Source organism: Methylomonas koyamae (assembly GCF_019669905.1).
Classification (GTDB): Bacteria; Pseudomonadota; Gammaproteobacteria; order Methylococcales; family Methylomonadaceae; genus Methylomonas; species Methylomonas koyamae.
On sequence record NZ_AP019777.1, the window covers coordinates 1,957,329 to 1,972,232 of the forward strand.

1 protein-coding gene is annotated in these 14,904 nt (G+C 57.3%); it reads left to right on the plus strand.

Translation table 11 applies throughout. The features are described from left to right. Positions 1-124: 124 nt before the first annotated feature. Complete coding sequence (locus MKFW12EY_RS23175; RefSeq protein ID WP_221054413.1) at positions 125-14,821, plus strand: right-handed parallel beta-helix repeat-containing protein; 14,697 nt, start codon at positions 125-127, stop codon at positions 14,819-14,821. Positions 14,822-14,904: the final 83 nt, after the last annotated feature.

Sequence of the window (14,904 nt, forward strand, 5' to 3'; positions counted from 1 at the left end):
TGAATAAACGTCTGGTTATAGCCGCTGAGCCAAGCCGATGTAGCTGTGGTTCCAATCGGCCTGTAACCCAAAAAATTCGCAAAGACTCAAAAAATCCCGGTTTTACCACCGAAGGAAAATAAACATGGTATTGGGCAGAGTTCAACTCACGTTAGTGATGGTTGTTGCACTACTGTTATTGTCGCTGCAAGGCGCCCAGGCAATCGTCGCCGGCCCGCCCAATCAGGACATACCCGCCCAAACCATTACCGCCAATACCACCTGGCCGAATATCGGCGTTCCTTACCATGTAAATGGCAGCATAACAGTTGCCGCTGGCGTAACCCTGACGATTGCCGCCGGCACGGAATTGGCTTTTGCGCCTAACGCCACGTTGAATGTTAACGGCAATTTGTTCGTCCAAGGCTCGGCCGAGCAAAACGCCCAATTTCATCGCCTCGATCAGGCCCAGACGTGGGGCGGCATTATTCTCAACGCCGGTTCAACTTCGAATATTCGCCATGCCGAAATTGGTGGAGCGGTCACATGCTTGACCGTAAATGGCGGCGCTCAGGACATCGCGAATAGTGTGCTCAGCGAATGTACCAGCTATGGTGCTTACCTCTCGTCGGCAAATACTGTGGTGCTCGCCAATAGTCATATCGTCCAAAATCAAACCGGCGTTTATGTGAACAGTGGTTCGCCTCGCATCGAGAACAACCTGATCGTAGAGAACAGCAGTTACGGGATCTTTTCGAACAGCTCGGCATCGCCGAAGATTCGCTACAACACCATTGATTTGAACGGCGGTGAAGGGGTGTATTTTTACGCTCCGTCGGCGAGTCTGGTGTTCGAAAACAACATTGTGACGCGTAATAGGACTGGGCTTTACGCTTATGGCAGCGACTTTGTGCGCGGCTACAACAACGTGTGGGGCAATGGTACCGACAGACTTAATGGGGGTTACACCACTATAACAACCCCGAAAGCGAACGAGATTTCCAGCGACCCACAATACCAAAGCCGGTACTTGGGCGATTGGCGGTTGACCGCCGGTTCGCCATCGAAAACCGCGTCGGCGAGCGGCGGCGAGATCGGCGCTTACGGCAACGGCGGCAACGTCGCGGTGTACCAGTCCGGCTACAGCACCACACCGACCACCAGCGGCAGCCTGACGCAGAACGAGCGTTGGAGCGGCGAAGTGGTCTTGACCGGGTCTGTTACGGTCAACTGGCCGTGGCGGCTGGTGATCGAGCCGGGCACGCGCATCAAGGTGCCGGCCAATGCCAGCCTGAACGTCAACAGTTTGGCCAGTCTGGTGGGCACGGCGGCAGCGCCGATCATCTTCGAGCCGGCGGCGGGCGGCCAATGGAGCGGTCTGACGATCGGCAACAATGCCGCGGCCAGTGTGGTACGGCACGTGCACATCAGTGGTGCCAACACCTGCTTGAGCCTGTCCGGAGTGCCGCATGAGATCGGCCATAACAACTTTATTGGTTGCGGCACGGCGATCATGGTCAACTCCGGTGCGCCGACGATCGAGAACAATCTGATTGTGGAGAACAGCAGTTACGGGATCTTTTCGAACAGCTCGGCATCGCCGAAGATTCGCTACAACACCATTGATTTGAACGGCGGTGAAGGGGTGTATTTTTACGCTCCGTCGGCGAGTCTGGTGTTCGAAAACAACATTGTGACGCGCAACCGGACGGGGCTTTATGCCTATTACGGCAGCGACTTCTCGCGCGGTTACAACAACGTGTGGGGTAACGGCACCGATCGGGCTTCTGGCGGTGATAGCTACATCAAGACGCCGAAAGCGAACGAGATTTCCAGCGACCCACAATACCAAAGCCGGTACTTGGGCGATTGGCGGTTGACCGCCGGTTCGCCATCGAAAACCGCGTCGGCGAGCGGCGGCGAGATTGGTGCCTATGGCAACGGCGGCAACGTTGCGGTGTACCAGCCGAGCTTTAGCACCACGCCGACCACCAGCGGCAGCCTGACGCAGAACGAGCGTTGGAGCGGGGAAGTGGTTTTGTCGGGCGATGTTACGGTGAATTGGCCGTGGCGACTGGTGATCGAGCCCGGCACGCGAATCAAGGTGCCGGCCAATGCCAGCCTGAATGTCAACAGCCTGGCCAGTCTGATAGGCACGGCGGCAGCGCCGATCATCTTCGAGCCGGCGGCGGGCGGCCGATGGAGCGGCCTGACGATCGGCAACGATGCCGCGGCCAGTGTGGTACGGCATGTGCAAATCAGTGGCGCCAACACCTGCTTGAGCCTGTCCGGAGTGCCGCACGAGATCGGCCATAACAACTTTATTGGTTGCGGCACGGCGATCATGGTCAACTCCGGTGCGCCGACGATCGAGAACAACCTGATCGTGGAGAACAGCGGTTACGGGATCTTTTCGAACAGCTCGGCATCGCCGAAGATTCGCTACAACACCATTGATTTGAACGGCGGTGAAGGGGTGTATTTTTACGCTCCGTCGGCGAGTCTGGTGTTCGAAAACAACATTGTGACGCGTAATAGGACTGGGCTTTACGCTTATGGCAGCGACTTTGTGCGCGGCTACAACAACGTGTGGGGCAATGGTACCGACAGACTTAATGGGGGTTACACCACTATAACAACCCCGAAAGCGAACGAGATTTCCAGCGACCCACAATACCAAAGCCGGTACTTGGGCGATTGGCGGTTGACCGCCGGTTCGCCGTCGAAAACCGCGTCGTCCAGTGGCGGCGAGATCGGTGCCTATGGCAACGGCGGCAACGTTGCGGTGTACCAGCCGAGCTTTAGCACCACGCCAACCACCAGCGGCAGCCTGACGCAGAACGAGCGTTGGAGCGGGGAAGTGGTTTTGTCGGGCGATGTTACGGTGAATTGGCCGTGGCGACTGGTGATCGAGCCCGGCACGCGAATCAAGGTGCCGGCCAATGCCAGCCTGAATGTCAACAGCCTGGCCAGTCTGATAGGCACGGCGGCAGCGCCGATCATCTTCGAGCCGGCGGCGGGCGGCCAATGGAGCGGTCTGACGATCGGCAACAATGCCGCGGCCAGTGTGGTACGGCACGTGCACATCAGTGGTGCCAACACCTGCTTGAGCCTGTCCGGAGTGCCGCATGAGATCGGCCATAACAACTTTATTGGTTGCGGCACGGCGATCATGGTCAACTCCGGTGCGCCGACGATCGAGAACAACCTGATCGTGGAGAACAGCGGTTACGGGATCTTTTCGAACAGTAGTGCGGCGCCGAAGATTCGCTATAACACGATCGATTTGAACGGCGGTGAAGGGGTGTATTTTTACGCTCCGTCGGCGAGTCTGGTGTTCGAAAACAACATTGTGACGCGTAATAGGACTGGGCTTTACGCTTATGGCAGCGACTTTGTGCGCGGCTACAACAACGTGTGGGGCAATGGTACCGACAGACTTAATGGGGGTTACACCACTATAACAACCCCGAAAGCGAACGAGATTTCCAGCGACCCACAATACCAAAGCCGGTACTTGGGCGATTGGCGGTTGACCGCCGGTTCGCCATCGAAAACCGCGTCGGCGAGCGGCGGCGAGATCGGCGCCTATGGCAACGGCGGCAACGTCGCGGTGTACCAGCCGAGCTTTAGCACCACGCCAACCACCAGCGGCAGCCTGACGCAGAACGAGCGTTGGAGCGGGGAAGTGGTTTTGTCGGGCGATGTTACGGTGAATTGGCCGTGGCGACTGGTGATCGAGCCGGGCACGCGAATCAAGGTGCCGGCCAATGCCAGCCTGAATGTCAACAGCCTGGCCAGTCTGGTGGGCACGGCGGCAGCGCCGATCATCTTCGAGCCGGCGGCGGGCGGCCAATGGAGCGGTCTGACGATCGGCAACAATGCCGCGGCCAGTGTGGTACGGCACGTGCACATCAGTGGTGCCAACACCTGCTTGAGCCTGTCCGGAGTGCCGCATGAGATCGGCCATAACAACTTTATTGGTTGCGGCACGGCGATCATGGTCAACTCCGGTGCGCCGACGATCGAGAACAATCTGATTGTGGAGAACAGCGGTTACGGGATCTTTTCGAACAGCGCGTCGCCGAAGATTCGCTACAACACCATTGATTTGAACGGCGGTGAAGGGGTGTATTTTTACGCTCCGTCGGCGAGTCTGGTGTTCGAAAACAACATTGTGACGCGCAACCGGACGGGGCTTTATGCCTATTACGGCAGCGACTTCTCGCGCGGTTACAACAACGTGTGGGGTAACGGCACCGATCGGGCTTCTGGCGGTGATAGCTACATCAAGACGCCGAAAGCGAGCGAGATTTCCAGCGACCCGCAATACCTTGATCCGTACCAAGGCGACCGCCGCCTGGCGGCCGGTTCGGCCTCGAAAACCGCGTCGGAGACCGGTGGCGAGATTGGTGCTTACGGCAATGGCGGCGACGCACCGTTATTCGATCCGGTTTACAGTACCACGCCGACCACCAGCGGTAGCCTGACCCAGAACGAGCGTTGGAGCGGAGAAGTGGTATTGACCGATAGTGTCTCGGTCAACTGGCCATGGCGGCTCGACATCGAGCCCGGCACCGTCATCAAAATGCCGGCCAGCGCCAGCCTTACGGTAAATAGCGTCGCCAGTATCGTCGGCACCGCCCAGCAACCGATAGTATTCGAAGCGGCATTTGCCGGTAGCCAATGGAGCGGCATCGTTATTAGCGACAGCGCGTCGGGTAGCGTTGTCAGGTATGCGCAAATCAGCGGTGCCAGCACTTGTCTTACCGTGCAAGGCTCGGTACACGAAATCAACCGCAATCTGATCAGTGGCTGCGGCACTGGGATAATGGTCAACAACGGATCGCCCCGTGTCGAAAACAACCTGATCGTTGAAAACCGCAGTTACGGGATCTATTCCTATAGCAGTGCGGCGCCGAAGATTCGCTATAACACGATCGATTTGAACGGTGCCGAAGGCGTTTATTTTTACAGTCCGTCGGCGAGTCTGGTGTTGGAAAACAACATTGTCACGCGCAACCGGGTAGGGCTTTATGCCTATTACGGCAGCGATTTCACGCGCGGTTACAACAATGTGTGGGGTAACGGTACCGATCGGGATTCTGGCGGTGATAGCTACATAAAGACGCCGAAAGCCACCGAGCAATCCATCGACCCCCAATACTCCGATAACGACCGCCATCTCGCCGACACTTCGCCATCCAAAGCAGCCAGCAGCGACGCTACCGAGCTCGGCGCTTACGGTGGATCGGTTTTGTTGCCGTTACCGACGGTTAACCCGGTCGCTTCGCCAACCGCCGATACTGAAGCCACGCTGTCCGGCTTGAAAGCCGCTGGAACTGGCATCGCGCTGAACGGTATAACCGTTGTGGCGCCGGATGCGCAAACCTCCTGGTCATTACCGGTGTCTTTGATTTCCGGTACCAATCTATTGGCCCTTTACGCAGTCGACGAACTGAACCACCGCAGCGACAGCGTAATGGTCAGAGTCGTTCGAGATTCTTCGGCGCCGACCATCTCAGGTAGTACTCCCGCCAACGGCGCGCGGGTGACAGGGCCGTTGTCCGAGGTACGGCTGCGTTTGTCCGATAGCCAAGGCGCTATCGATTATGGCCAAGCGTTGGCTTCCGCCCGGGTGGCCGGTCAGGCTCAAGGCTTGATCGCCGGCCAATGGAGCCGTGCCGGCAACGAATTGGTGTTTGCCGCCAATACGCCATTGGCCAAGGATATCTACAGCGTCAGTGTCTTGGTGAAAGACAATTTAGCTAATTCCGGCTTGGTGTCAGTAATTTTTACAGTGGTCGACGGCGCCGATTTGCCGCAATCGCTGCCGGTGATTTCCAATATACGCTTCAATAACCAAGCATTGGCTAGCGGCGCGACACTGGCTAAATCCGGAACCTTGAGCCTGAACGCCGACGACAACAACGGCATCGGCCGCGTCGAGTTTTCGCTTGACGGCCAATTGTTTGCAACCGACAGCATCGGTTCCAATAGTTTTTCCGCCTTTTGGGATATTGTAAAAATTTCTGACGGTGCTCATACGTTGGAAATCCGCGCTTACGACACCTTGGGCAACAAAGCCACCACCACGGTCAATGTTACTGTCGCGCTCAGTGCGCCCGGCACGCCCAGCCTGGAGTCGCCGGTGAATGGCCTTCTGACGAACCAGATGCAGACCATGGTCAGCGGGGTGGCGGAAAAGGGTAGCCAGGTGTTGCTTTTCGATAACGGGGTTCAAGTCGCCGGTCCGCTGGCGTTGGACGGCGCCAATCGCTATTCCGGTTCGATTGCGTTGCAATTGGGTAGTAACTCGCTGCAGGCCGCCGCCGAGAATCGCGGTGGCCGCAGCCCGTTGACTGGGGCGGTACAGGTCATGGTCGATGCATCGATACCGCCTGCGCCGGTTAGCTTGAGCGCAACCGGCCGCGAGTCGGGCACTATTCGCTTGAATTGGACCGCCGTTCAGGCCAACGGCTTGGCCGGGTATGCGCTGTACCGATCCACCGGTCCGTTCGACACCACGACGCAAGCCATACGGGTGAACAGCCAATTGCTGGCCGGCACCAGTTTCGAGGATTTTCCGGGCGTCGATGGTCAATACTATTACCGCTTGGTTGCCGTCAATCATGCCGGTACCGCCAGTGCCGTGTCCAACCAGGTTAACGCCGTGGCCGATGCCACGCCGCCGCGTGCCACGACGATTTCCTATACTCCTGCCGGCGCTTTCGATGCGGCCACGGGACGCATGGGGCCGGGCCGCGTTGCCGTGGACATTGAGGTCAGCGAAATCCTGTCCGAAAAACCGTTCCTGACTTTGACGCCGGACGGTGGCACGCCGATTGCCGTTGAGCTAGCCAAAGTAAACGACACCCGTTACCAGGGGGCATTCGATATCGCCGATGACACTCTGACCGGTACCGCCTATGCCGTGTTTTCCGCCCGCGACCGCTTCGGCAATCGCGGCACTGAAATCGATAGTGGCTCGACAATCCGGATCGATACCGACGGCCCTAAAGTCGTTCGACTCAATGTCGCACCCGGCGATCCGATCAAAAACGATCCGCAACCGGCGACGCTACAGATTGAGCTGGAACTGGATACCGAGTTGCCGACGAACGCTAAGCCGGAATTGGCATACCAGCTTTCCGGCCAGGGTAGAGCGTTACAAAAGGCCGCATTAAGCCAGGCTGCGGCTAAGGTGTGGACTGCCAATTTTACGCTGCCCGCCGACGCTGGATTGAATGCAATCGAAACGCTGACCTTGTCGTTGTTGGCTCCAGATGACTTGGGTAACGCGGCTCAGACCATTGAAGGCGGCAATCGCTTCCAGGTTTACCAAGGCCAACTACAGCCGTTGGAACCTCCCGCCGGATTGTCCGGCGAAGTATTGGCCGGCGGCCGGGTTAAACTGCAATGGTTGCCGGTGAACGGCGCCGTCGATTACCAATTATTCCGCGCCGCGCCGGGAGAAACCGAACTGACGCCGTATCGGCGCACCGGCTTGATTAGCGAATGGATCGACCAAACAGCGGTTGACGGTGTTCATCGTTATGCGATTGCCTCGGTTCGCGCGGCCAATACCCAAGAAGCGGTCAGCGGTTATGGCGAAATCGTCGAGCTCAACGCCGATGCCACGCCACCGCAAGCGCCGAATGGCTTGGCTTTGGTGTTGACGGGTTCGGGGATTCGTGCTGACTGGCAAGCCCCCGCCAACGAACAGGACTTGAGCTACCGCTACTATCGCCAAGCTCAACCCATACAGTCGGTAAACGGCCTAACGCCGATTTTGGCCAATATCTCCAAACTGTACGCGTGGGATACGACGCCATCTCCCGCCGACCACTATTACAGCGTCACAGCCGTGGATGCCGCGGGCAACGAGTCGTTGCCGGCCGCTTCCCAGTACCTGAATTTTAGCTTGTTACCGGTCAGCGACCTTTTGGTGGTGCAGACCGACCAGGCATTGCCGGACTTAAGCTGGCAGACCGGCGGCGGCCAAAACGGCTATAACGTTTATTTGCTTGATAGCGGCCAATGGCTGAAGTTGACTCAAAATCCGCTGAATCTAACGGCTTATACCGACACCGGTTATGCGGAAACTGAACGTCACTACGCGATAGCTCAGGTCGATGCCAACGGTGTCGAGAGCCCGCGCCGCGAGGTGTTCTTGCCGAAAATCGGCTTGCAAGCGCCGACCGGCGGTCTGGCGCGCGGCCTGATGAATCGTCTGGAATACGCCGTCAGCAACGGCAGCGACCGGCCGCTATCGGTTTTGAGCGTCACCGCCCAAATCGGTAATCACGCCTATCGCTCCGACGGTGTGACGCTGGCAGCGGGCGAGACGCGCATTATCCCGGTTGTTTTTGCCGGCCATGACGATTTGCCGGATACGGCCGATTTGACCAGCACGGTTGAGGTGGCCGCCGAAACCGGAGAGGTCTCCCGCATTGTCCGCAATTCCAAAATTGCGGTGGGCGAAGGCGCTCTGGCGGCGAATTTGTTGAGCGCGGATTTTACCCGCGGTGCCGGCGGCCAGGTGCGTTTCAGTTTGTTCAACAGCAGTTCCGCCGAAGTCGAGATCGTTTCGGCATTGGGCCGAGGCGAAAGGGATTCCGACGAAATTCGCTTCCAGTTGCGCGACCAGGACGGCAACGTGCTTGCCACGCGCGCATTCCGTCAGCCTTTGGACCAGAAGGCAACCACCTTGGCGGACGGCCGCACCGTCATTCGGATTCCGCCCGGCGAAACCTTTGTTTCGCAACCCATGCTGATGCCGGTGCCGTTGGCAGCGCCGGAGAATGTTTACCTCTATGCCGAAATAGACCACTTTTATTACCATCTGGGCCGCAACGGCCAGGCCGCTATTACCGGCAGCAAGGCGCAACGGCCGCTTAAATTGGTGGATGTCGCTTATCGCGGCGAGATCGATTCGATCAGCCCGGCGCATTCCTTCGGCAACGAAGATGTCGTGGTCAGCGGCCGGGCCATGGACAATGGCAGCAACCAAGCATTGGCTTGGGCGCCGTTGAAATTGGTCATTAGCGTCAACGGCTTCGAGCGGGTGGCGGACGTGGTCAGCAACCGGCTAGGGCAGTTCAGTTACCGCTTCAAGCCGCTACCCGGCGAATCCGGCCGCTACCAAGTTGCGGCGATTCATCCGGATTTGCAGGATCGTCCGCTACAGGGCGAATTCACCATTGGTCGGGTACTAAGCGATCTTTCGCAAATCAAACTCACCAGTCCGCGCAATGTCGATCAGACCATCCCGCTGCGGTTGAGCGCGGGCACCGGACTGCCGGCAACCGGCGTGAAAGTGGTATTCGAAGCGGCCGATCAGCCGCTGGGCGTATTGCCGGCCGGCATTCAACTCAGTTTGCCGTCCGCTTTGGATTTAGCGGCGGGCGAATCGGCGCCGGTAGCGGTTAATTTCCGCGCCGACAACAACGCGCAAGCCGTCGGTGTGTTGGTATTGTCGATCAGGAGCAACGAAGCCGGCAATCAAACCTTGGCCAAGGTTCGCGTCGATTACACCCTGACCGAAGCCAAGCCGGTATTGGCGTTCAATCCCGGTTATATCGAGACCGGCGTGGCGCGCGGCGATTCGGCCACCGAAACCTTGACCTTGGAGAATCGAGGCCTGGCGGATCTGCACGACTTGCGCCTGGACTTGTTGACATCGGCCGGCAGTCCGGCGCCGTCTTGGGTATCGTTGGTGTCGCCGGCTCAAGTCGATACCGTGGCAGTCGGCCAGACTACAGCCGTAACACTAGCCTTTGCACCCAATCAGGCGGTTGCCGAAGGTTTGCAGGAGTTTCGCTTGCGAATTTCCAGTGCCGATACCGACCCGGTTGACGTCAATGTCTATGCCGCGGTCACCCAGTCCGGCATCGGTCAGGTTAAATTTCATTTGTCGGATATTTATACCGCAACGCTGGACAAGAACGGCGTCGCGATCCCCGGCCTTGCCGGCGCGCAGATTAGGCTGCAAAACGAGGCGGTTACCTCGATAGACCTGACTCAGGCCAGCGATCAAGCCGGCGAATCTGTGTTTACCGACCTGCCGGCGGGACGCTATAAATTTAAAGCCACGGCAGCCAACCACCAGGAAGTCATCGGCCGCTTGACCGTCAAGCCCGGTCTGACTCAAGTGCAGGAAGTGTTCCTGGATTACGACTTGGTCACGGTCGAGTGGAACGTCACTGAAGTACCGTTGCAGGATCGCTATGAGATTACCCTGAACGCCACCTACGAAACCGACGTGCCAGCGCCGGTGGTGGTGATGGAGCCGGGGGCGATCAATCTGCCGAAAATGAAGGCCGGCGAGGTGTATTACGGCGAGTTCACCTTAACCAACCACGGCTTGATTCGCGCCGAGGATTTACAGTTCAACCTGCCGACCGACGACGCTTTCCGCATCGAATTGCTGGGCGGCTTGCCTACCAGTCTTGAAGCCAAGGAAGTGGTGACGATTCCTTACCGGATCGTGGCCCTGAAAACGCTGGACCCGGGCGAAGACGGCGGTTCCGGCGCCGGTTGCCAACTGAAGCAGATTCCGCTTTGGGTCACGTATACCTATCACTGCGTCAATGGTACTTGGCGGCGCGACGGGATTCAGAATTACGCCTATTATCCCTACGGCCAATGCAGCGTGCCGCCCATTTACGGCGGTATTGGCGGTGGCGGTTACGGTGGCGGTTACGGTGGCGGTGGCGGTGGCGGCGGTTTTGGCGGCAGTGCCGGCGGTAGCGGTTCGATCGGTGCCGCTTCGCCGAGTGGGGCCTACGTCCCGCCTTCCATTTTGCCTGTGGGTAAACCCTTGGACGGCGATCAATGCCAGCCGGCGGCTGAACCCAAAGAGCCTGAAGATAAGCTGGACCCCCTGGTCAAACAGTGTACAGGTAGCTGGGTCGATTCCGTCATGCGCCAGTATCAGGACCAAATGACGGATTTGAGTGTTAAGGTTGTTGGCGGCTACGCAACGATTAAACGCCGATACTACGACGATGCTTGGCATTGGGAGCATGAAAGAACCCGATTAAAACTGACGCGCGATCTGTATTCCGGGCTGGTCGTGGCTATCGATCGGGGCGGAGTGGCTTACAAACCGGCCGCATTCGGTTCGGAGCACGTCTTTTTAAATGGCGCTTACCGTATCGTAAAAACTCAAACAGGATTTACTTGGGAAGACGCCAATGGCAATTGGCAGCAGTATGATGCCAACGGCCGGGTGCTGGCGCATGGAAGTAAAGGGTCTCAGTTGTGGCAATTGGTCTACACCGATTCTGAAACTTTGCATCCTGCCGCAATTGCCGACCGCAACGGCAACCCGGTGCTTTGGCTGGCGTACGACGCCGACGGCCATTTGCTAAGCGCGACCGACAAAACCGGCCGCAAAGTCCAATACCGCTATACCGGCGATTTGTTGACCCAAGTGATAGCTCCAACCGGCGCGGAATCCACTTACAGCTACGACGGCAAAGGTCGTCTGATTCGCAAGGTCGATGGTTTGGGCCGGGCCGAGCAAATCAGTTATCGGCGCAACGGTGATGTGGAGTCGGTGGTCAACGACGAAGGCCGTGCTACGTATTTCGAATTCGGTTACGACAAAGCGGTTAAGGAGCGCTACGCCCAAATCAAAACCGCGGCCGGCAAGGTCACCGAAGTCTGGTACGACGACGACGGCGACGTGCTGCGCGCCGCGGTTAATGGCCGGCGTACCAAAACTGAAGAAACCAGCGGCCGTACCGAGATCGGTACCGACGAAAAAGGCAACGTCACCCGCATTACCCGCGACGAATGGGACAAAATTACCCGTATCGTTTACCCGGACGGCAGCGAAGCCACGTTCGAATACGAAAACGTCTACCATCAAATCAAACGCCAAACCGACCCGCGCGGTAATGTCACCGAATACAGCTACGATGCCAATGGCAATCTGACCCGTCGGGTCGAAGCCAAAGGCACGGCCGCCGAACGGGCAGTGGTTTACGCTTACGACGCGAACAATCAACTGACCGAAATGACCTTAGTCGGCGATGACAACACTGCGGCGGCGACCACGCGCTTGAGTTACGACGCCAGCGGTAATCTGGCCAGTTTAACCGATCCGGAAGGAAACAAGACCCAGTTCCAGGCCTACGACGCGTCAGGCAATCCGTTAAAAATCAAAGATGCCCGCGGCAACGAATGGACTTTTGCCTACGATGCCAACGGCCGCTTGACCGGCAAGACCGATCCGGAAGGCAACCACACCGCCTACCAATACGACGGCGCCGGTAACCGGGTGGCAACGGTCGATGCCGACGGCCAACGCCACGAGTATGCTTACAACCAGCGTAACCAAATCGTGCGCGCCACCGATCCGTTGGGCCATGCCAAAACCATCGCTTACAACAGTGACGGCTTGCCGGTGTTGGCGACCGACGAAACCGGCAAGCAAGTGGTCAACGATTACGACAACGAGCAACGTTTGTTGGCGACCAGCATCGGCAGCGACACCGAGTCTTACCAGACCCGTTATCGTTACGACGAAAGCAACGCTTCGTTCGCCGGCTCGGATCGTCCGGTACAAATCGATTATCCAACCTACAGCAGCCGTTTGTATTACGACCGCCTGCAACGCCTGGTTCGCAATACCGACCAGTTGGATGTCGACACCCAACAAATCGTCAGCCGTGAATACGACGCCACCGGCAACGTGGTCTCAGAAACCGACCGGGAAGGCCGTACCACTTACCATGAATACGATGCCTTGAACCGCTTGCGGCAAACCACCGATCCGGCCGGCGGCGCGACCCGGTTTGCCTATAACGACCTAGGCAAACTGATCGCCTTGACCGATGCCAACGGCGGCGTTACCCGCTTCGAATACGACCGCAACGGCAGGCTGAGCGCCGAAATCCGGCCTCTGGGCGAAACCACCCAATACCAGTACGATGCGGCCGGTAACCGCATTGCCTTGCTGGATGCCAAAGGTCAGGCGATTCGCTACCAATACAGTGCGGCCAACCGCTTGCAGCGCGAGCAGCATTTTGTCGATAGTCAAAGCCAAACCCCGGTTAAAACCATAGACTACAGCTACGACAAGCTGGGCCGGCTGACCGGTTACGACGACGGCACCACCTCGGCTGCCTACAGCTACGATGCGCTGGGCCGCTTGACCGCCACCGCCACCGACTACGGCAGTTTTACGTTGTCCACGGCCTACAGCTATTACGCCAACGGCTTGAAGCAAAGCTATACCGGTCCGGACGGTCTCAGCTACCGCTACTTTTACGATGCGGCTAACCGCTTGACTGCGGTGGAATTGCCGGACGGCAAGCGCGTGACCTACAACGGCTACACCTGGAACAGCCCGAACCGCGTTACCTTGCCGGGCGGCGTCACCATCGATTACGCCTACGATGCTTTGCAACGGGTTAATCAGATTCACAGTAAAGACCCGCTGCAAGCCACCTTGATGAATTACCGTTACCAGCGTTCGGCCGGCGGCAACATCACCGCCAAACTCACCGAGCACGGCGACTATGGCTATCAATACGATGTGCTGGATCGCCTGACCGCTGTCGATAACCCGACCCTGGCTGACGAAGCTTACAGTTACGATGCCTTGGGCAACCGGAAAACGGCAGCCAACACCAGCGGCGAATGGCAGTATGACGCCAACAATCGCTTGTTGTCCTATCCGGGCAATAGCTTCGCTTACGACGCCAACGGCAATCTGCAAACTAAAACCGCGCCGGGCAGCCAGCGTGTCTATCGTCACGACACCAGCAATCGCTTGGCCCACGTCGAACGCAGCGACGGTTCGACGCTGGCCGAGTATTACTACGATCCGTTCGGCCGGCGCTTATGGAAGGATGTGGCCGGCGTCAGAACTTATTTCGCTTACGCCGAGGAAGGTCTGGTCGGCGAATTCGATGGCCAGGGTGGGTTGATCAAGTCCTACGGTTATCGGCCGGATGCGATGTGGACGACCGGGCCGTTATTTCAATATGTTGCCGGTCAATATTATTGGTACCAGCACGACCATTTAATGACGCCGCAGAAACTGGTGGATGGCAATGGCTTAGTGGTCTGGAGCGCCAGGCAGGAAGCGTTCGGTAATATGCACGTATCGCTGGCGGCGGTGGGGAATAATTTGCGGTTTCCGGGGCAGTATTATGATTCGGAAACTGGGCTGCATTATAATTATATGAGGGACTATGATCCGAGGGTTGGGAGGTATATCGAAAGTGATCCTATTGGGTTGGCTGGGGGAAATAGCCTTTATCTTTACGTGGATAGCAATAGTGCAAATTTTAGTGACAACTTAGGGAAATTTAAGATCGGTGTTGAATTTTATCGTTTATTGGGTGGTGGTGTTGCGATAACAATTAATCCCGATGGTACAGTGTATGGATCATTAAAGTTTGGTGTTGGTGTTGGTGGTGGTATAGATGTCTCCCCGAAAGAAAATTCGCCTAGTTATTCTGAACCATCAAATAACTGTAACAGTAATTCTGACAAGCCAGAGCCATTCCTGAATGTAAGACAGGGTGTCGACCTATCTTGGGGAATAGGCTTTCTTAGTGATGGAGTAGGTTATTCAGGAGGATTTGATTTGACGGATGGAGAATTCGGTACGAGGGTTAAACCTGTTCCTTTTAAATTGGAACCCACACTCAGTGTATCTCCACTTGAAAAATTTAAAATTGGTGCTCAGGCGTCAGCGGGAATAGAAGGTAATTTGAAATTAGGCAATTTATCCAATATTAAAATGTCACCCGCGATGAGTAATCGATATTTTGCCAGCACGTATTTACTTGGGACTACGATCATGTGGTTGGCTCGTTGACTGGGTACCGCGTAAGTCGGAACGATGCGTAAGTTGGATGAGCGGCGCGAAATCCGACATTTCGGAGCCGGTGACGGTGATGT

Bases quoted from the DNA above. Each gene is read 5' to 3' on its own strand.
- MKFW12EY_RS23175 (WP_221054413.1), top strand. From the start codon at position 125: ATGGTATTGGGCAGAGTTCAACTCACGTTAGTGATGGTTGTTGCACTA.